The following is a 20,839-nucleotide window of genomic DNA, read 5'->3' as shown; positions in this document are numbered from 1 at the left end:
TTATTACAGCCTTTTTCATTTATCTGAACCGCAATTTCCTGTAGGGTAGCACAGCTAGCTGTACTACCCAACCATTTAAAGCGTTGCTACAAGTTCCTTTAAGCGATCGCCTGTATTGCTAAAGATAGGACAACTATCTTTTTAGTAGCAACTTTTGCTTAAGTTAAGTGAGATTCTACTTTACAAAGATTTTTTATCTGCATGTATTAGTATATACTGAAACTCTAGTTAATACCATTAAGTAATATTTTATACTTTTATTTTTTAAGTAGTAAGAGGAAACCGTAATGGCTTTAGACCCTATTAAGTTTTTTAATGCCTGTAATCCCAGTAAGACTTTAAAAATTGAGAATAAAGAAGACCAACAGTACTATATTGACTTCTCGCCAGTGCGTGGAGGCAATGTAATTCAACGTTTACGGCGGACGATTGCTAATCAACCAGATGAGTCAACCTGCCAATTATTCACTGGACATATTGGCTGTGGTAAATCTACAGAACTATTTCGACTCAAAGATGAATTAGAAAAGCAAGGCTTTCATGTAGTCTACTTTGAGTCCAGTGCTGATTTAGATATGGCAGATGTGGATGTCAGCGATATTTTGTTAGCAATAACTCGTCAAGTTAGCGCCAGTTTAGAAAAGGTTAAAATCAAACTTAGACCAAGCTATTTTGTCGATTTGTTTAATGAAATTGCGGATTTTTTACAAACACCAGTAGTTCCAGAATTTGAATTTTCATTACCTTTGGGAATTGGTAAAGTCACTGCCAAGACTAAAGATAGTCCCAGGCTGCGGAGCCAGTTGCGCCAATACCTAGAACCTCGGACTAGTGGCATATTAGAAGCTATTAATCAACAGGTACTAGAGCGTGCTAAAGAGCAATTGAAGCTACAAGGTTATCAAGGATTAGTGGTAATTATTGATAATCTTGATCGCGTCGATATCTCTCCTAAAGCCTCTGGTCGTTCTCAACCAGAATATCTATTCATTGATCGGGGTGAGCAGTTAAAAAAACTCAATTGTCATTTGGTTTATACCATTCCTCTAGTGTTAATTTTCTCCAATGAATTAAGCACTCTTACTAATCGTTTCGGGATCAAACCTGTAGTATTACCAATGGTGACAGTCAAGAATCGTGAGGGAACCTACAACCTAGAAGGTATGAAGCTACTACAACAAATGGTTTTAGCACGGGCGTTTCCCTGGCTAGGAGAAACGCAACGTTTGAGTCATATTAATGAAGTTTTTGATTCAGATGAAACCTTAGATCGTCTTTGCCGAGTTAGTGGTGGACATGTGCGAAATCTGTTAGTTTTACTTTACAGTTGCTTGCAAGAAGGTGATCCCCCTATTGGGCGGAACTGTCTGGAAATGGTCATCCGCGAGTATCGGGATGATTTGGTATCAGCAATTAGTGATAGCGAGTGGGCGCTACTGCTACAGGTTTTGCAACAGAGGGATAATGTCAAAGGAGAGGACGAATACCAAACTCTTTTACGAAGTATGTTTTTATTTGAATACCGGGATGTTGATGGACGCTGGTTTGATATTAACCCAGCGATCGCAGAATCGAAGAAATTTAAACTATGAGTGACTCTTATCAACCTGAAGATGTAGCTGTCTACAATGAACGCTCCCTGAAAAAACTAATCCGCTCAATTACGAATTCTCAGGGACACTTTGCGTTAATTTTGGCACGTTGTAACTATTGCAGTTTGCGAGACCAGATGGTGCAGCAGATCAAGCAAGAATGTCAAGTTGAGATTCGAGAGCTACATCTGTCAAAATCTATCAAAACACTTTATACAACAATTGAAGCTAACCTGGGAAATCAACTACCTCAAGCTTTGATGATATTTGATTTGGAATTAGTAGATGCAATTGACCAACTTTTAATTTCTACAAATCAGGTAAGAGAGGAGTTTCGTAAGAATTTCCAGTTTCCCATAGTTATTTGGGTAAATGATCAAACCTTCCAAAAATTGATTCAATTAATGCCTGACTTTAAGAGTTGGACAGGTAACTCAATTAAGTTTAAAATTGCTACGAATCAGTTAATCAACAATCTGCACCAAATTGTTAATTCCCTATTTGCAGCAATTATTAATGTCGGTGCTGGAAAGTTTGTGGATAATGCTTACTTAAATCTTGACCTTGGTATTCTCCATTTAGGGGAAATTGATTCTGCTGTTAGAGATTTACAAATATCTATAGAAAAATTAGAGCCTGAACTAGAGGCAAGCTTACAATTTTTGCTAGGTCGGGAAGCAGATGCTAATGGACATAAATCTGAAGCGAAAAATTATTATGATCAAAGTATAGCTGTTTGGGAAAAGAAAGTCAAAAATAACCAAAATCTATCATCTGATGATTTGAAACGTTACGGATGTTTACTTTGGCATCTTGGTTTTTGGTGGGAACAGTATGCGATTTTGCATCGTTCTGAATATTACGAAGCTTGCCTAAAAGCTAAAGATTACTTTCAAAAATGTGTTGAGGGTTTTAGGCAGCAAAAATACCCAGATTTAGCAGCAAAATTTATTAACGCTTGGGGTGAAGTTTTAACCAGATTAGAAGCGTACGATGAGTTAGAAAAAGTTGCGTTAGTAGCTATTGAGCTACACCAAACTTACCCTGAACCAATCAGACTTGCCTACAGTTATGGATTCATGGCTGAGGTATTGCTGAAAAAATCTCAATGGGAAGAGGCTAAAGAATATGCAGAACTAGCATTACAAACGAATGCCAATATTTCCTCAGAAGAAATAATTAATTGTGAGTGGGAACACAAATTTTATAAAAATTTATACTTACTTTTATTAGCAGAAGCTCAACAAAATATTAATCAGGTTCCAGAGGCGATCGCTAATTTAGAAACCGCTCATTCTGAAAGTAATCCTCAACACGATCCACTGCTATATATTCGCATTTTGGCGAAACTGCGATCGCTCTACTTTGACCAAGGTAATTATTTAGAAGCATTCCAAGTTAAACTAGAGCAACGTTCAATTGAGCAACAGTATGGATTACGAGCTTTTGTAGGTGCAGGACGCTTACAATCTAAACTCCAAGTTATTAATCCTGGACTTGCAGTGGCCGATCCAAAAGCAGCAGTAACCCAAGAGATTGCTGCTTCTGGAAGAATGCAAGATGTGAATCGATTGATTGAAAGAATCAGTCGTGATGACCACAAATTGACGGTCATTTATGGTCAATCAGGAGTAGGTAAAAGTTCCCTGGTTCAGGCAGGATTATTACCAGCTTTAAAACAAAGAGCCATAGATGCTCGTGATGTTGTGCCTGTTCTTTTGCAAGTTTATACAGATTGGACAAAACTTTTAGGAAGTCGCTTAGTAGAATCACTAGAAGAAGTTAGAGGCTTAAGCTTTCCTCTGTTTTTAGACTCAATGGCAGGTTTTGTAGAAGAGTTGAATAAAAATATAGAGAAAGGTTTGTTAACTGTTCTGATTTTTGACCAGTTTGAAGAGTTCTTTTTTGCTTATAAAGACCAAGATAAAAGGAGACCGTTTTTTGAATTTATCCGAGATTGTCTTAATATTCCTTATGTAAAAATTATTCTGTCTCTTAGAGAAGATTATCTCCATTATTTACTAGAGTGTAATCGCTTAACCCATTTGGATGCAATTGATAACAACATATTAGATAAAAAAATTCTTTATTACTTAGGGAACTTTTCGCCGGAAGATGCTCGCTCTGTAATTCAAAGCTTAACTGAAAGTTCTCAGTTTTACCTAGAGCCACCGCTAATTGATGAGCTAGTACGAGATTTAGCTAGAGATTTCAACGAAATTCGCCCCATTGAATTACAAGTTGTAGGAGCGCAACTGCAAACTGAGAAAATTACAACTTTGATTCAGTACCAAGAACAAGGCCCTAAAGAAAAATTGGTAGGGCGCTTCTTAGAAGAAGTAGTTAAAGATTGTGGTAACAATAACGAACAGTTCGCCAAGCTAGTTTTGTATTTGTTAACTGATGAAAATAATACTCGTCCTCTGAAAAATCGTGCTGAATTAGAAGCAGATTTAGCATTAGAGCCTGCAAGATTAGATTTAATTTTGAAAATCCTAGTGAAATCAGGCTTAGTATTTCAAGTGCCAGGATTTCCGGCTGACAGATATCAATTGGTTCATGACTATCTAGTACCATTTGTTCGTGAACAACAATCAGCCCGATTAATTGCTGAATTGGAGAAAGAAAAAGAACAACGAAAACTCACCGAAGCCAAACTCAATCAGGTTTTGACACAACAGCTAAGAACTGCACGCAAACAAACTGTTACATTAATAGGATTAATAAGTGCAATAAGTGTAATCGCAGTAGGAGTTACAGCAGCTTACATCAACACTTCCCTGACATCAGATATTTCTTCAAAAGATGACATAGGGCTTGAAGAGCTAGTATCAGCTATTAAAGTAGGTAAAAAACTGAAGTTTTTATCAATAGGGGTGATACCTGAAACTCGGCTAAAGGTTATTTCAAATCTGGGTAATGCAATTCAGAAAATTAAAGAAATCAACCGTGTAGAAGGGTACGATAATAAAGCAATTACAGTCCTTAGTTTTAGCCAAGATAGCAAAATGTTAGCTACGGCAAGTGAAGATGGCAAAGTCAAAATATTGAATATTTCTGATGGTCAAGAAAGAAGCTGGTCAGCTCACAAAAAAAGTGTAACATCTATTAGCTTCAACTCGGATGGAAAAATGTTAGCTACCGTCAGCCAAGATGGTAATGCAAAAATCTGGAATATTCCTGAAGGTAAAAACTGGAGTACTGCTGAATTTAAACCAATAAAAATTTTGAAAATTGATAAAGATGGTCTAGGCTTTATTACATTTAGCCCTAACGATAAACTACTAGCCACTACCACTAAGAATAAAACAGTTAAAATTTGGAGTTGGCAAGATGGTAAACTCTTAAATTTACCACAAAGATTTAATGACAAAAACATAATTGTAAGTTTTAGTCCTGACAACAAGACAGTTGCTACAGGGGGACGGTATGACACTGTTAAACTTTGGAAACTTACACCAAAAAAAATTGAAAATAAGCCTATTGAGATTTATGATTCTGGCACATTTACCATGAATTTCAATAACAATGGTGACGCTATTAGCTTGTTTAATAAACAGGGAAATCTAAGAGTTTGGTCTACTGGTGATAAACCACACCTCATCAAAAGTGTTGAGAATGGTTGTAAGAATTCATTTGGATTGGGAGATTTTATAAATAATAGTTTTGATAACCAATCGGTCATATTCCAGGAGAGTGAAGATAAGAAAAGTTTATACAGAACTAGAATGTTTCAAGCTCAATGTTCTATTTACAATAATTTTAAACATGATGATAGTATTACTTATACAAGCTTTAGTCCTGATAACAAGCTACTTGCATCAGCTAGTAAAGATGGAGTTGTGAAAATTTGGGATATTGAGAACAATAAATTATCCTCATTCCAGAGAACCGATAGATATGAAGATACAAATAGGAAAATAGAGTTTAGTTTTGATGGTCAAACAGTCCCTCTTGGTAGTTCTGACAATAGTATAGAACTTCAAAACCGTAATGGCACTCACATCAAAACTATCCCAGGAGATAGTTCAATTCTTAGCTTTAGTCCAGATAATCAAACCCTTGCAACTGGAAGCTCTGACGATATCTTAAAGCTCTGGAAACTAGATACCAACAAGGAAATTACTTTAAAAGGTAGCACCAATAAGATCACAACCATTGACTTTAGCCCTGATGGTAATTTGGTTGCTGGTGCCAGTGCAGATAATTTTGTTAGACTCTGGCGCAGTAGTGACGGAAAATTTATAGGACATTTAAAGGGAGACACAAAACAAGTTACCAATGTGAGCTTTAGCCCTAATAGTCAGATAATAGCTACTATCAGTCATGACAATAAAGTGCAACTTTGGAATAGCCGCGATCGCAGTTTAATTCAAGCCTTAAAAGTAGATAGTGATAAAGTCACAAGTGTTATATTTAGTCATGATAGCAAGATGCTTGCTCTCGGCGATGACAATTTAGTCAAACTCTATAAAAGTGATGGTACTCCCCTTAAGCCATTGATTGGGCATAATTCCAAGGTACAAAGCGTAGAGTTTAGTCCAAATGACAAAAAGATCATGTCAGTTAGCGCTAATAGTGGTGAGATAAAAATTTGGGATATCAGCAATAGCCAACCACCTCAATCTCTTGAGAACTATATCATGATCAGCGCTAAATTTAGTCCTAATGGCAAGTACATTACTTCTATTAACAAGAATTATACTGTCAACCTATGGACTGTTGAGGGAGAACCACGCCCAACACTCAAAGGACATAATGACACAATCACGAAAGTAGATTTTAGCCCTGATGGTACAAAAATTGTAACTAGCAGTGCTGATAATACTATAAAGATTTGGGATATAAACCAGCTTTTGCTTAAAAAATCCAACTATGAACCTCTGACTTTACAAAAGCACATTAAAGGTGTTAATGATGTTGCGTTTAGTTCTGATAACAAATACATTGCTTCTGCCAGTGCTGATAACACTGTGAATATCTATAACAGCAACGGTAATTTTATCAAACCACTTTCAGGATTTGGTAATAAACCAAATGATGATATTAGCATTGATAAGGTTAGCTTTAGTGCTGATGGAAAAATCATTGGTGCTACTAGCTGCAAAACTTATTTGTCGAATGATATTTATCGTTCTAAGTATATTATGAAGTTTTGGAGTATTGAAGATAATGCCAATTTTCAAGAGTTAAAATCTATTAAAGGTCATGTCAATGTTTTATGTAATAATATAGATTCTTTGATTAGGTTTAATTTTAATAAAAAAACAGTTGCTTTCGTTAGTAAAGATGATAGTTTAAAACTCTGGAATTTAAAAGGCAAGCCGCTAGCAACCTTATCGGGTCATACTGATTGGGTTAATAGTGTTGTATTCAGCCCTAATAAAAAAATCATCGCTTCTGCTAGTGACGACAAAACAGTAAGGTTTTGGAATAGAAATGGTAAATTGCTTAAACCGATTATAAAACAGAGTGATAAAGTCAATAGCGTGAGTTTCACTCATGATGGAAAAATTATTGCTTCCGCTAGTGATGACAAAATTATAAGACTCTGGAATCTTGATGGTAAATTACAAAAACCAACCATTTCTGATCCTGATAAAATTACAAATATACGCTTCCAAGCTGATGATAAAAAGATTGCCTTTGTTAGTGGATCTTCGGCTAAATTGTGGAATTTAGATAATGGAAAAGTTGAACCATTAAAGACTGATTATAGTAGTTATACCTTAAGTTTTGATAATTACAACAGAATGCTGGCTGTTGGTTCTGATTCTAATACAGGTCTATATTTTCTGAATAGTTGGTTTACGAAAGATCCTTACTTACTCTATCCCATCAGTTCTTTCTTAGGCGATCGATTTAACCTTAATACCAATAAGACAATTGAGCTTAATAGCAATGAGGGAAAAATATATCTTAATGATAATTTAGATGATTTACTCAAGCGTGCCTGTAAGTTGGCATCTGGTTATCTGAAAAATAACCCTAATATGAAAAACGATCGCTACCTCTGCGATGATATCACCAGTCAGTAAAAATTGAGTGTAGGGCTAGCCCTGAACATAGGCATCGCCCCCAACTATTTACAGCGTCGCCACAAGTTCCTTTAAGCGATCGCGTCCATCACGAAAAACCGGCCAACCATCCCCTACCAGCACTGCTTCTACTTGACTCAGTTCTGCCAATCTGCAAACAGAAGCAACAGCCTCCTCTCGATTCAGCAGTTTGTCATCCGGCAGTATAGTTAAACTACCGGCTTTGCGTGCCCTGACTAAATCCCCTGTAATCAAAGTTGTCTCCTCCAGTAACAGAGCCAATTCACCGGGAGTTTTCGAGCCTTGGAGTTCAATTACTTTTAACCCAGGTACGAACTCTTCACCATCAGACAGCCAGCGATCGCAAGCTATCGGAAAAGTATCTTTTTCTGCCATAGGGCCAGCTATCTTAGCATAAGTTTGATCGGCAATTTCTTTACTTGCCCTGACATGCTCAGAATTCGTCAGCACAATCCAAACCACACCACCGAGGGATTTCAAATGATTCCAATCATGGTTTGATAGGGCTACTGGATCAATCAAGATGTTTCCATCTGGGCGAATCCAGGCAATCCCATTGAAATCAATATTTCTTGCCGGATTGAAATTAGACCAGCTATAGAGATCGGGACGGTGCAAAGATTTCATGATGATTCTGGATTGGTACTTCAGTAATTGACTATTAATATCAATAATTAAGTATATAGATTATAAGGTTGCATTCCCTCTGAATCTCGAATTTGAGTATACTACGATAAAACTATCGGTATTATGGATTTATCGTAGTTAGAAAAATTCCTGCATAACCGCAATGGAAATCAACGGAGGTATAGGGGTGAGTGAAATTGGGCGTAAAAAAATATCAGCAAAGGCAGATCAGTTTAGCGAGTCGGTGATTCGGGAAATGACGCGGGTGGCATTGCAATATGGTGCAGTAAATTTAGCTCAAGGATTCCCTGATTTTCCCTGTCCCTTGGAGTTGAAACAGGCAGCAAATGAAGCAATAGAGGCAGATGTCAACCAGTATGCCATCACTTGGGGCGATCGCCCATTTCGTCAGGCGATCGCTAACAAAGTTCGTTGGTATCTCGGTTTAGATATCGATCCTGAAACTCAAATCACTGTCACCTGCGGTTCCACGGAAGCAATGGCATCTGTAATGCTGGCGACAGTCGATCCCGGTGACGAAGTAATTGTATTTGAGCCATATTACGAAAATTACGGCCCCGATGCGATTTTAGCTGGTGCTACCCCCCGATACGTGACACTGTATCCTCCCCATTGGACATTTGATGAAGCACAGTTGCGTCAAGCTTTCAATGCCAATACCAAAGCTATTATTATCAACACCCCCCACAACCCCACCGGCAAAGTTTTCACCCGTGAAGAACTCACTCTAATTGCTGAACTTTGTCAAAAGTGGGATGTATTAGCTTTCACAGATGAAATCTACGAACATATTCTCTATGATGACACTCAACATATTGCCCTAGCGACCCTTCCTGGTATGGAAGAACGCACTGTTACCATTAACGGACTATCCAAAACTTATAGTGTCACCGGATGGCGAGTCGGCTACATTTTAGCAAACCCCGAATTAACAGGAGCCATTCGCAAAGTCCATGATTTTCTCACTGTTGGCGCACCTGCACCATTGCAACGAGCCGGAGTTGCCGCCATGCAACTACCACCATCCTATTATGAAGAACTAGCCAAACTTTATCACCAGAAGCGAGACAGCATCTTACAGATTCTCGATAAAGTCGGCATTCCCTACTTCCTTCCCAAAGGAGCCTATTATGTTCTTGCAGATATTTCCAAATTTGGCTATAAAACAGACGTTGAATTCACTTACCATCTAATTAAAAATATTGGTGTTGCTGTAGTTCCAGGTTCCAGCTTTTTCAGCCAACCAGAAAAAGGCCATTCATTAATCAGATTTTGCTTTAGCAAAACACCTGAGACATTAAAAGCAGCGAGCGAGCGCTTACTCAAACTTCAAGCCACCCTACAACCCACATCTTAATCTTCTCTCTGCGCTCTCTGCGCCTCTGCGATTCGTTTCTCTTCAACACTCCAGCTTGATTTTATGGCGATCGCCACCACTGAAAAGCAAAGGAGTTCATAATCATGTTAGGGAGAATTTATATCCCACCACAATTTTATTGAGGAAATTCATCAAAAATGTTACTGCACTTAAGTACTTGGCAAGAAGTCGAAGCTTATTTACAGCAGTCACGGGGTATTATTTTCCCTATTGGTTCCACAGAACAACATGGGCCAACAGGGTTAATTGGTACTGATGCCATTTGTGCAGAAGCGATCGCTCGTGGTGTGGGTGATGCGACTCAAGCGATCGTTGGCCCTACAATCAATGTGGGGATGGCACTGCATCATACTGCTTTTCCTGGTACAATCAGTTTTCGTCCCAGCACTTTAATTCAAGTAGTACGAGATTATGTAACTTGTTTAGCCAAAGCTGGTTTTACCAAGTTTTACTTTATCAATGGACACGGCGGTAACATTGCTACCCTCAAAGCCGCATTCTCAGAAACTTACGCGCATTTAGAAGATTTGCAGATTCCTAATGCCCAACAAGTGCAATGTCAAGTAGCAAACTGGTTTATGTGCAGTTCTGTATATAAGCTGGCTAAAGAATTATATGGAAATCAAGAAGGTTCTCATGCAACCCCAAGTGAAGTAGCTCTCACCCAGTACGTTTATCCAGAGGCGATTAAACAAGCACCCCTTTCACCAGAAGTTGCAAGCGGACATAGAATTTATAGTGCAGCTGACTTTCGAGTACATTACCCCGATGGACGCATGGGTTCAAATCCAGCTTTAGCAACGCCAGAACACGGTAAGCAATTTTATAATTTGGCGGTGAAAGAACTTAGTAATGGGTATTTGGAATTTGTGAACGCAGAATAAGAAGTTTTGAGTAATTTCTGATCAAGCCTTAATACAGTATTTCATAAATTCATGACGAATTGAGTTACTTACTGGGAAGGCTTTGCAAAACTCAATCACCCAACAAACTTGTGAAATCTTGTACTGAGAAATAACAGCATTTTATTTTTTTTTTGTTGACTTGGTATACTCCAAATTTCCCGTAAAAATAAAGTGGCTACAAACCAAGGCTCAAGTAAATAGCGTCTCCAAAGTCTTTTCGGTTCAGACAGCAAGCGATACAACCACTCCAAACCCACCCTTCCCATCCAACGAGGAGGAGTGGGTATTGCTCCTGCTACATAGTCCATACAAGCTCCGCTAGTCAAAATAGTGTTGGCATCAATATATTCTAGATTTTCAGAAATCCAATGCTCTTGGCGTGGCATACCCATTCCTACCATTAATACATGGGGTTTGTAAGCATTAATCGCAGCTAGAGTAGCAAGATTTTCTTGACTATCTTTATCCATATCAATGTAGCCATGAGCGCAAGCAATCTCTAAACCAGGAAACTTCTCGCGCAAAATACTTGCTCCTTGTTCAGCAATTCCAGGTTTTGAACCTAAATAGAATACACGCCAGCCTTTATTAGCTGCTTCCGCCATCAGAGGCCATATCCAATCAGCATAGGTTACTCTTTGTTCTCGTTTTAGAGGAAAACCTAACAATTTTCCAATAAACAATAAAGGCATGCCATCAATATGGATATATTCAGCCTGGGCATAAAAAGCTTGCATTTCAGGGTCATTATGAAAGAGGTAAAGACTATGCAAGTTGTGATTTGCAATAATCCACTTCTGTTGTTTTTCAACAGATTCTTCAATTAATGAATTTAGCTCTGGGATAGAGAGTGCATCAACTTTAACACCAAGAAGTTTATAAGAAAATCGTTTTTTCATGACTTAAGATTTTTATTTGTAGAATTATGAGAGTTAATGTCACAACAAAAGTGATTATTTAAAAATCAATTCCTAACAATATTTAAATAATTTTAAAATTTAAATATTCAGAAAACTTAAGTTTAAAAACTTAACTACGAATGACTTACTTTCATCAGAATTTCGGCGATATTATGGGCTCTTGCATTCCAAGAATATTTTTCTGTAATTAAAGTATATGCTGTATCTACAAGTGATTGATATTTATCAAAATTTGAGGCTGCATCCAAAACTGTATTAGCAACTTCTTCAGTAGAATATCCTGTAACTAGAAGATGTTCCAAATGTCGAAACTCTTCTAAACCTCGCAAGCCTTCTGGTGTTGATACAACTAACTTTTTACTAGCAAAATAATCCAAAGCTTTATTACGAGCGCCACCTGCTACTGCTTGTTTTGAGAATGGTAGCAAAGCAATATCCGCATATTTAACATGGTCAACAAAATCCTCTCTTTTTGGTAAAAACCCTAAAAAATAAATATTAGAAGGTATTGGTTCTGAAATATCGCTACCATCCCTACCTATAACAACAAAATGTATTTTTTCCTGATGACTTTCCAGGTATTTTGCAACCTCAACAGTCATTGATACAGACATATCATTACTTGGAAACTGAAATGTTTTAGGAGCAATAAGAACCACAATCTTTGCTGGTCTAAATGCTTGATATGGGTCTTTGCTCAACAACAATTCAGTATTTAGTAAGTCTTCAGTAACTCCATTCCCAATACTATAAATTTCCTGTGGAGTTTTACCGTACCACTGGGAAATTAGTTTGGGAATAGAGTCACCTGCTGCAATAATTGGACTACCAGAAAATATTAAAATTCCCTGAGCAATATATGTCTTAATACATTGTACAAACTCTTTGAAAGGATTGGCAACAGAAAACAAACGCATCCAGTATTCATACGCTGAAAATGTATGAAAATCTAATACAAGAAAGGAATTTTTATGTTTCCTAAGCTTAAGTGAAATTAAAGCAGCTAATCCAGGTAAAGTTTCTTGAGCATAAACGATATCTGGACAAAACTCATCGACACACTTTTCTATAGTTTGAATATATGACTTTAGGCTTCTCGATCCAACCGAAATAGAAGGAGCATAGTTAACAGATGAGCAATCTAATCCTATCTGAAAAACATCAAAATCTTTAGTAAGATATTGTCCTAGATAAAAAGGTCTAGTAAATGCACCAAATGGTTGTCTTGAATCCAGAGTTGAGACAATTAGTAAGCGTTTTCCCATAACATGTTTGATTATTTCAACATTTAATAAATTGAACTTTTTAAAAGTTTTTTAACTTGCTTAGATAGTTATAAATTATCTAAATATTATTCGTTAAAAATCCTATTAGCAAAATTATATTTCCGAGTTAGTTTGGCTGATATCATCAGAGAATGTAGGAGAAATTGCCAAGTTTTTGTAACCAATAATTGCTCTAATGTAGGGTAAAAACCAGTAAAATATCCATAATGGCCCAGAGTGCCTCATACAAAATACAGTCCAGGGTTTTAATGGAAATCCTTTAATTTGCAGTACTTTTTTCAAGCGCTGCAATATAGTTAAATTGGTATCTACCCAACTATTACGAATGGAATTTTTAGTACAAGTACCAATATATCCAGGGGCTACCCATATTTGACAACCTAATTTACGCGCTCTGAGGGCGTAATCTAAATCTCCTAAACTGTGAATAAAAGCTGTATCAATATTGCCAACCTTTGCAGCAACAGTTTTAGGAATTAACACACAGTTACCATACATAGCATCACATTGTTGGATAATCGAACTTGGTTCTAAAAACTCAAATTTGTTGGAGTACCATTTTTTAGATTTTACTGCACCTCCATAAGTTGCTTTTCCTGTCATTGGATCTTTAGTTGAACCAACTACAATTGAGTCTGGATAACCTTGCTCAGATAAATTTTGATGAATCTGCAATAATTTACTGATAGCATTAGCTTCTAGAAATGTGTCATCATTCAACCACAGATAATAGTCATATTGATTTTTTATCGCCTCACCAAAGGCGAGATGCATCCCTCCCACCCAAAATAAGTTGCCATTACCCTGAAGAATATGTACCTCTGGATATTCTGCTTTGACGGCTTGTGCAGTTCCATCCGAACTACCATCATCAGTTAGGTAGACATCACAATTAGTTTTTTGCTCATATAAAGTGTGTAAACAAGCGAGAGTTATATTACGCCTGTTATGACAGGTCATAACTACAGCTATATTTGCTTTTTTCATCATATTTACCTTATGTAATTTATTTGGAAAATATCAATGCAGCTATTTTGATTACGTTTAAAGTTTAGCCATTTTTTCTATCCAACCACTTAAATTAATATCTAAATTAAAATTTCGTAATTTTTGTTCCATTCTTCTAACTACCAACATATATCGATGCAAAACTGATACGCGAGGCATTTGGAGTCTGACAACCTCTTGACATAACCATCGATATTTATCGGAATCTATATTAAGCTTCTTTAATTTTTTGATTTGTGCATTCCAATCGTTATAAAAGAATAAGTTAAAATAATGAATTGATATAATATCATTCCAATGTTTGATTTGTAGTTCTGGTGATAAGCGGTTATGTAAAGGCAATGGATAACTATAATTAGAAGGAAGATGTTCGATATTTTCTTCCAATGCACATAAAGTTACAGATAAAACAGACTGCTCAACAAAATAAATACCTTGAGGAGGAGTGATATCAAGACGCATTACTTTTTCAAAATTCTCTTTCCAAGCTGTAAATATACCTGCACTCCTTCTCACAACAACCAAACCCGAATTCCAATAAGCTCTAATTTTTTTCTTACCGATTGGTGTTTCAACAAATACCTCACGCTTTACCCCCAACACTTCATATAATTTTTGCCAGTACCATTCTTGAGAGTCTCGCAAACCTGTAGAACCAATTCCTTGACCATACTCAGGACGTAACCGAGCGTTACAATTTGCGGGTAATAAAAATTCTTTTGGTTCAGAGAAAAAGCATTTGTCACTGTCCAGAAAAACTAATATTTCTGCATCAATATTTTGTTCTGCATAGGCACAAGTTAGGGGCTTATTTGCTAAATAATATTCATGGAATTCTTGATTTATCGGAAGTTGTTGATGATTTACCTGCAACGCTTCAAAAGCTTTTTGGGTTTGCTTTGATATAGGTTCACCCACTCTAGGATGAAAACTATATATAGGTGTATCTTTCAATTCTCCACAGAACTTACGAATACTTTCTGCAAGCATTAAAGATTGAGCCTCTAAACGCCCAGGTTCTGTACAAATTATAAAAGCTATAGGAATTGACATATTATGAAGTATTGATTTACTAAGTTAGTTACTAAATGAAGATTTCTTTGTTATCATCAATATTTCCTGGAACAAAGCTGAATAGCGACGTGCTTGGAGTTCCAGAGTAAATTCTTGTTCTGCTTTTTTGCGAGCATAGAATGACAATTTTTCTAACCTCTGCTCATTTTCAAGTACCCAGGCAATTCCTTTGGCGAAATCGTCAACTTCATAAGGGTTAGCTAAATAGCCGTTTTCCTGATGATCGACAATATCTTTTAAACCAGTAGAATTAAATGCAACGACTGGAGTACCGCAAGCAAGAGATTCAGAAGCTGTTTGTCCAAAAGATTCTTGCAGAGACGGTACAAGCATCACATCAGCTGCTGAGTAAACAGTTGCTAAAGAGATATCATCATATAAATGCCCTAAATAGTATGTTTTGAATCCTAAATCAGGCGGATTTTCAGGTTGAGATGCCCCAAAGATCACTACTTCAAAATCCTTGTTACCCCCAGATTTGCTCAATCCTTGTAAAGCTGGCTGCAACAAATGAAATCCTTTATTGCGATCGCTTGTTGCTTCTATTGCTCCAAAGAGAATTAGCTTCTTATCTTGAGGTAACTTCAGTGTTTCTCGTGCAAAATGTTGATTAATAGGTCGATATTTTTGGGTATCTAATCCGTGAGGAATCACCTCGATTCGCAAATTCTGGAACAAAGAACTAGAACGAGCGCACTCTGCTAACCAAGAACTTGGGGAAACCAGAGTTAAGTTAAGATTTTTCCAAGCTTTTACTTTGCGCCGCCATACCCAACGGGATAAATCCCATTCATTACTACTGTTGAGTTGGGGGCAAGCTCCACAAGATATTTTGTAGCGATCGCATTCTCCAATAACGTGGCATCCTCCAGTAAAACCCCACATATCATGGAGAGTCCAAACTAAAGGACGCTTCAATTTAGGTAACGTTTCTATTTGTATGAAAGCTGCGCTAATCCAATGCAAGTTGATTATATCTGGATTAATCTGGGCAACTTTAGGGATAACTCTATCTGGCAACCATTGAATAAAAAATGGAGTAGGTTTCTTTTGAGGATAAAGCTTTAATGGTAGGCTTTCAAATGTGATTTTAGCTTTAGCAATGCCTTGAAATAGCCTAAGCTTCGGGGCAATTACTGTTTTATCATTACTAGATTTTTCTTGAACTAGCATTTGTGACTGTAGCCCTATATCTTGCAAACCTGTGTGCAAGCGATATGCAGCCCTTGCAGCACCTCCACCAATATCCTGAGTACTAAGATGTAAAACTTTCATTATCTTTCACTGCGTAATTACTAACTAAAATATTCTTATGATTTCGTTGATATTCCAGAGTCAAAGATAACGAAGTAGTGACATACATTAACCAATTCCAACTGGGAGTTAATAACCTAGCTTCTGAAAAATTAACTATTACAATGATAATTAGCATCTGCATTGGCCAATAATCTTCAGGTTTTTTAGCAATAGAAATAATTCGAGTAAATGCCATTATAAAGAACCGGATAAACCCTGCCGCGAAAGTCAAAAAACCTAAAAACCCTAATTCTAACAATAGTTCTAAAAAACCATTGTGGGCATTACTTGCCCAATCATAAGTAGCTCTTAAATTAGATGCATCAGTACTAGTCCAAAACCCAGAAAATCCATAACCTAGCCAGGGTCTTTCCCAAATCTTGGACATCACTAGCTCCCAGAGATCGGAACGTCCATTAAAGGTAAGGTCTTTCCCAGAAGTACCAACGACAGTATCAGCATTGTTAACAAGTATTGTTACACCAACAATTAGTAACATTAATGCTGAAGTAATCATAATAACTTGTAATTTATAATTAGTTTTTTGAAAAGATTTATAAATCGGTAAAAGTAAGATCATTGTTAATAGAATTGTTAAAGATGTTGTTGAACGCGAAAGGATAATTAGAGATACAGATATCCCACAGATTCCCCACATCAACCAACGATATCGATTGCTACTAAGAGCAAGGTGCAAAAAAACTCCTGCACTCCAAGCCATCATGTATCCTAATTCATTTTTATGACCATAGATTCCGCTCCACATATCTACTAATTCAGGCGATTTGTGAATATAACCAGGTATAAATGCAGAAAATAGCATTGATAATAATGCAGATGCACCAAGGGCCCAAGCGATTAGTCTCATTTGTTCGCGGAGAGAATAACGCATTGCCAAATAGATTGCCAGAAAATATAGTCTGATTAAACCTCTCATATAAGTAAGACTTGAACCTAAGTCTCCTGACCACAAAATAGAAAATGCAACTATTGTTAATAAAAGAAACTGTAATGGGCTTCTAGTAATTACATAAAGAAAGCCTTTCCAGTATAAAAGTAGAAAATAAAATAGAATTAAATATGAAACTATATTGAATATAGTATCTAGCTTATCACCTCCAAGAGTAGATATAGAGATATCTTGTGCAGGATGTATGGTCAATGCCCCTACAGTAATGAGTAATAGTAAGATAGTTAATATTTTTTCTGTTAACTTTACCTTAGTTTCTGACATTTCATTGGTCATGAATTTCCTAGATTAGTTACTATTTTTTCAATGCTGAGTAATTTAATTTTTTCTTCAATTCTTCTTTAAAAATATCTAATGCAGTTGCTTTATAAACGGTTTTTTGTGTAAAAATATCTGCTTCTATATTTCTCACAATAAATGGTGGATGCTTTAAGGGAAATTCCATTGCTTCCATCGACATGTTAATAAATGAAAATTCTTGCTTAGAATTAAAATGAGTCGCGTCTGCACCAACACCAACATTAGAAATTAAATTAACATTGGGAATAATGCTTAAACTACCCTGCATCCAGCAAGCAAATGTCCATTGATAATCCCAGGTTATACCTGTAGGATTGTTATAAACAGACCGAAATACTCGTCGCCAATAGTTTACTGCTTTCGGATCGATAAGAATATCATGTAAAAGGTTTTCTGCTTCTACTTCCTTCCAGAGTTTGATAGTCAAATCGTAATGTTGCCAAGCACGCCTCCAACTTGCCCAACCCCAACAGTGGTTATAGCGAGAAAAATAATAACTGTAATTTGTGCGTTTTCGTCCAAATTGAACATTTTGGGCAGATATCGTAGCGATTCTAGTATCATGTCTATATTTTTCCAGTAATTCTTCACTAAATCTGAAAAAAGTCGGGTGAGGAATACAATCATCTTCTAAGATAATTGTCTCTTCAACATTATTAAATACCCAATCTAAGCCACTAGATACTCGTTTCGCGCAACCTAAGTTGATATCAGAATAGTTCTTAATAACTTCACATCCCCAATCAACTTTTTCAATAATTGCCCTAGTTTCTTCGCATTTTTCCGCCTCACCTTCACGGTGGCTACGGGGGCCATCTGCAATGACAAAAAGTTTTTTTGGCTTGGCTTGGCGAATAGCTTGAAAAACTTTCTCTGTTTTTTGTAACCGATTAAAAATAATAAGAGTTACTGGTGTTTGCATTTTTGATTAATTTGGCTAATTTCATTGGGAGACAAAGGTTAAAGATAACAATTAAACTTTATAAAAAAGAAGTAGCGATCGCACCTGAATGTTAAATATTTTTTGTGTTCTTTTATCAAATGCATTGCATATAAAAGCAGCAGAAGCTTGAGATATTATGGTTGCGATCGCAGCCCCAAAACCTCCATATTTAGGAATAAACAAGAAATTAAGAATAATATTTAGTATTGCCCCAAATAAAGTTTTTCCTAAAGAAACATGGTTCAAACTTTCAGCGATAAACCACGGTGATGTCGCAAGACCCATAAATACAAACAAAGAAGTCCAAATATGAACTGCTAATATTGGGCCTGCTTCTGCATATCCACTTCCAAACATCAGCATAATTATCTTGTCAGATAAAAATGTCATTGGCAGAGCAATTGCAAAAGATATACATGTCAGGAGACGTAGTAATTGTCCTATACGCTGATAATAAAGACTTTCTGATTTTTCCTTAGCTGCGTAAATTGAAGGAGCTACTGAAGAGACAATGGCGGCCGGAATAAAATACCAAATTTCAGAAACTCTGACAGCAGCAGAATAAATTCCAACTTCGCTATCTCCGATCATTTGACCTAACATTACCTGATCGATTCTCATAAAAATCATGATGGCGAACCCCGAAAAAATGAGAGGTAAACTCTCTTTTAAAAGAGTTTTAGCAGCATTAAAACTCCAACGCCATAACAATATCGAAGCTCCTCTGATTTGGTAAACAATCAGCAAGCCGATTGCGCTCATGACAAATTCTGCTAATGTTACCCAAGCAAAAGCTAACAATGGTGCTTTTGTTAAAATTAGTCCTATTTTGATAATAGTATTGAGCAGAAAGGCTATATTCTTAGCGATTACACTGTATTTCGATTGCACCTGTGATTGAAACCACAGTTCTATGGTATCAGCCGCCCTGAAAATTCCTGCCATTCCTAAAATTGCAACTAGCCATATTTTCAGTGTTTCATGCTCACCTAAGAAGAACATACTACCAACCGCTAATAAGACAGAAGCAATTCCACCTAGAAACTTTAACCAAAAAGTGGTTCCTAAAATTTCCTCTTTGTTTGATGATTGACGGACAATATGGCGAATTACTACGTCGTCTAGTCCGAGAGTAAAAATCGGACTAAATAAGCTAACAAAGGCTAAAACATAGTTAAAAAGACCATACTGCTGTACTCCTAAATAGCGTGCTACCCATACTCCTACTACCAAGCTTGCACCCATACGAAGAATACGGTCAGCAAACAACCAACCTGTATTGGCAATAATTGCCCGCAGCCCAGAACGAGATTTTAATTGTGATAAGCTTTTAAAATTTAATTTACTTAGCATTATCCTTTCTTAACCATGTGAAACTCTCCATCAATATGCAATTTTTTGCTAGTTTACTAAACTAATCTATTTTGATTAATTTAGTCCAGATTTTCTAAAATCATTAGCTAACATTTTTTAGTTTGCCAGCTATAAAAGTTTTTAAAAAGTAGTTAAATAATAAAATAATGCCCTTTGTTTTCCAATAAAAACTACGTTCGAATAAAAATATTATTTTTAAATATGAAATAAAATCTGGAACTTTTGGGCATGGTATTGTTTTTAGCTCATCAAGAGATTTAAATGCCAACAATAATGGTAAACTAAAATAATTCTTTTGAATGATGTAATTAAATAAAGAATTTCGTTTCAAAAATCTTTTGTATTCATAGTTTTTGTCTATATCTAAAAATTTCTTATTATGATAATGATTATTTTGATGTATTCTGTACATCACTAAAGGACTAGACATATAAAACTTTTTAGCCCCTACCAAAGAGGCTCCCCATACCAGACAGTCATCAGCCCTTACACGCCAATCTTCTGTATTTGGAATAGGTAAAAATTTACTGATTATTTCTCGACGCATTGACAATGTTGAAGTTATTGAACCAATCCATTCACCATTGCATAAAGTTCTGATTACTGAATAACCCAAATCTACATCAACTCTATCAGTTTGAAATATTCCTTCTATTGCCCCAAATTTCTTATATGCACAAAAGAGGAAGTCACATTCACTACGTCTCTTATAAAAACTTAGGGCAGTTTCTAAATATTGAGGTTCGTAAATATCATCAGCATCTAAAAAAAATAAAATTTCTCCAGTGGCGGCTAAAAAACCTTCGTTAAAGGATGATAATTGTCCTTGATTTTTTTCTTTGAAGATACATTTAATATTATCTGCTTGAGTAAATTTAGCGATAAGTTCCGCAGAGTTATCTGTGGATGCGTCATCAACAACAATAATTTCATCAAATTTAACCGTTTGATTTAAAGCACTATCAATTGCCTCTGAAATAAATTCAGCGTAATTGTAGTTATTAATTAAACAAGATGTTCTTATTTTGTTTTTATCCATATAAAATCAAAATGCCTCCAGAATAAAAATTCAACTTTGCCATTTAT

The 20,839-nt window shown here is 36.3% G+C and carries 14 protein-coding genes; 4 read left to right on the top strand and 10 right to left on the bottom strand.

The features are described from left to right. Positions 1-287: 287 nt before the first annotated feature. A complete protein-coding gene (locus RMZ41_RS21920; RefSeq protein ID WP_322641313.1) occupies positions 288-1,592 on the top strand; it encodes an AAA family ATPase in 1,305 nt (434 codons plus the stop codon). Continuing rightward, positions 1,589-7,630 (top strand): hypothetical protein, encoded by a 6,042-nt coding sequence (locus RMZ41_RS21915; RefSeq protein ID WP_322641312.1) that lies wholly within the window; start codon positions 1,589-1,591, stop codon positions 7,628-7,630. The genes RMZ41_RS21920 and RMZ41_RS21915 overlap by 4 nt, the downstream gene beginning before the upstream one ends. Positions 7,631-7,678: 48 nt before the next feature. Here the strand turns inward: RMZ41_RS21915 and RMZ41_RS21910 are convergent, their stop codons facing one another. Next, positions 7,679-8,278, bottom strand: coding sequence for an MBL fold metallo-hydrolase (locus RMZ41_RS21910; RefSeq protein WP_322641311.1), 600 nt, complete (start codon positions 8,276-8,278; stop codon positions 7,679-7,681). Between the two features lie 163 nt (positions 8,279-8,441). Between RMZ41_RS21910 and RMZ41_RS21905 the strand changes: the two genes are divergently transcribed. Together RMZ41_RS21905 and RMZ41_RS21900 are read left to right on the top strand one after the other, a co-directional pair. Further along, positions 8,442-9,656 (top strand): pyridoxal phosphate-dependent aminotransferase, encoded by a 1,215-nt coding sequence (locus RMZ41_RS21905; protein ID WP_322641310.1) that lies wholly within the window; start codon positions 8,442-8,444, stop codon positions 9,654-9,656. 158 nt (positions 9,657-9,814) lie between these two features. Beyond that, entirely contained in the window at positions 9,815-10,561 is a 747-nt protein-coding gene (locus tag RMZ41_RS21900; RefSeq protein ID WP_322641309.1) for a creatininase family protein, read from the top strand. A gap of 95 nt (positions 10,562-10,656) precedes the next feature. Here RMZ41_RS21900 and RMZ41_RS21895 read toward each other — a convergent pair whose 3' ends face one another. From RMZ41_RS21895 to RMZ41_RS21855, 9 genes are all read right to left on the bottom strand, one after another. Next, the gene (locus RMZ41_RS21895) at positions 10,657-11,481 is read right to left on the bottom strand and encodes a WecB/TagA/CpsF family glycosyltransferase (RefSeq protein WP_322641308.1); all 825 of its coding nucleotides are present in this window, start codon (positions 11,479-11,481) and stop codon (positions 10,657-10,659) included. A gap of 134 nt (positions 11,482-11,615) precedes the next feature. Next, the gene (locus tag RMZ41_RS21890; RefSeq protein WP_322641307.1) at positions 11,616-12,767 is read right to left on the bottom strand and encodes a glycosyltransferase family 4 protein; all 1,152 of its coding nucleotides are present in this window, start codon (positions 12,765-12,767) and stop codon (positions 11,616-11,618) included. Between the two features lie 114 nt (positions 12,768-12,881). Continuing rightward, positions 12,882-13,775, bottom strand: coding sequence for a glycosyltransferase family 2 protein (locus RMZ41_RS21885; protein ID WP_322641358.1), 894 nt, complete (start codon positions 13,773-13,775; stop codon positions 12,882-12,884). A 57-nt stretch (positions 13,776-13,832) separates the two neighbouring features. Continuing rightward, the gene (locus RMZ41_RS21880; RefSeq protein WP_322641306.1) at positions 13,833-14,849 is read right to left on the bottom strand and encodes a hypothetical protein; all 1,017 of its coding nucleotides are present in this window, start codon (positions 14,847-14,849) and stop codon (positions 13,833-13,835) included. Between the two features lie 24 nt (positions 14,850-14,873). Then, on the bottom strand, positions 14,874-16,145 hold the full coding sequence (locus RMZ41_RS21875) for a glycosyltransferase family 4 protein (RefSeq protein ID WP_322641305.1): 1,272 nt from the start codon (positions 16,143-16,145) through the stop codon (positions 14,874-14,876). After that, positions 16,126-17,412 carry an O-antigen ligase gene (locus RMZ41_RS21870; protein ID WP_322641304.1) on the bottom strand — a complete coding sequence of 429 codons (1,287 nt, stop codon included), beginning with the start codon at positions 17,410-17,412 and terminating at the stop codon, positions 16,126-16,128. The genes RMZ41_RS21875 and RMZ41_RS21870 overlap by 20 nt, the downstream gene beginning before the upstream one ends. A 19-nt stretch (positions 17,413-17,431) precedes the next feature. Beyond that, entirely contained in the window at positions 17,432-18,358 is a 927-nt protein-coding gene (locus RMZ41_RS21865; protein WP_322641303.1) for a glycosyltransferase family 2 protein, read from the bottom strand. Positions 18,359-18,409: 51 nt separating this feature from the next. Next, positions 18,410-19,732: a flippase gene (locus tag RMZ41_RS21860; RefSeq protein ID WP_322641302.1), complete on the bottom strand. Its 1,323-nt coding sequence runs from the start codon at positions 19,730-19,732 to the stop codon at positions 18,410-18,412. Between the two features lie 103 nt (positions 19,733-19,835). After that, positions 19,836-20,792 (bottom strand): glycosyltransferase family A protein, encoded by a 957-nt coding sequence (locus RMZ41_RS21855; RefSeq protein WP_322641301.1) that lies wholly within the window; start codon positions 20,790-20,792, stop codon positions 19,836-19,838. Positions 20,793-20,839 lie beyond the last annotated feature (47 nt).

Origin of the sequence: Nostoc sp. DedVER02 (assembly GCF_034530675.2) — a bacterium.
Classification (GTDB): domain Bacteria; phylum Cyanobacteriota; class Cyanobacteriia; order Cyanobacteriales; family Nostocaceae; genus Nostoc.
This window is presented reverse-complemented; position numbering and strand designations above follow the sequence as displayed.

What these genes read in the sequence shown, in the direction of transcription:
- RMZ41_RS21920 (WP_322641313.1), top strand. Translation starts at nt 288, where the DNA reads ATGGCTTTAGACCCTATTAAGTTTTTTAATGCCTGTAATCCCAGTAAG.
- RMZ41_RS21915 (WP_322641312.1), top strand. Translation starts at nt 1,589, where the DNA reads ATGAGTGACTCTTATCAACCTGAAGATGTAGCTGTCTACAATGAACGC.
- RMZ41_RS21910 (WP_322641311.1), bottom strand. Translation starts at nt 8,278, where the DNA reads ATGAAATCTTTGCACCGTCCCGATCTCTATAGCTGGTCTAATTTCAAT.
- RMZ41_RS21905 (WP_322641310.1), top strand. Translation starts at nt 8,442, where the DNA reads ATGGAAATCAACGGAGGTATAGGGGTGAGTGAAATTGGGCGTAAAAAA.
- RMZ41_RS21900 (WP_322641309.1), top strand. Translation starts at nt 9,815, where the DNA reads ATGTTACTGCACTTAAGTACTTGGCAAGAAGTCGAAGCTTATTTACAG.
- RMZ41_RS21895 (WP_322641308.1), bottom strand. Translation starts at nt 11,481, where the DNA reads ATGAAAAAACGATTTTCTTATAAACTTCTTGGTGTTAAAGTTGATGCA.
- RMZ41_RS21890 (WP_322641307.1), bottom strand. Translation starts at nt 12,767, where the DNA reads ATGGGAAAACGCTTACTAATTGTCTCAACTCTGGATTCAAGACAACCA.
- RMZ41_RS21885 (WP_322641358.1), bottom strand. Translation starts at nt 13,775, where the DNA reads ATGAAAAAAGCAAATATAGCTGTAGTTATGACCTGTCATAACAGGCGT.
- RMZ41_RS21880 (WP_322641306.1), bottom strand. Translation starts at nt 14,849, where the DNA reads ATGTCAATTCCTATAGCTTTTATAATTTGTACAGAACCTGGGCGTTTA.
- RMZ41_RS21875 (WP_322641305.1), bottom strand. Translation starts at nt 16,145, where the DNA reads ATGAAAGTTTTACATCTTAGTACTCAGGATATTGGTGGAGGTGCTGCA.
- RMZ41_RS21870 (WP_322641304.1), bottom strand. Translation starts at nt 17,412, where the DNA reads ATGACCAATGAAATGTCAGAAACTAAGGTAAAGTTAACAGAAAAAATA.
- RMZ41_RS21865 (WP_322641303.1), bottom strand. Translation starts at nt 18,358, where the DNA reads ATGCAAACACCAGTAACTCTTATTATTTTTAATCGGTTACAAAAAACA.
- RMZ41_RS21860 (WP_322641302.1), bottom strand. Translation starts at nt 19,732, where the DNA reads ATGCTAAGTAAATTAAATTTTAAAAGCTTATCACAATTAAAATCTCGT.
- RMZ41_RS21855 (WP_322641301.1), bottom strand. Translation starts at nt 20,792, where the DNA reads ATGGATAAAAACAAAATAAGAACATCTTGTTTAATTAATAACTACAAT.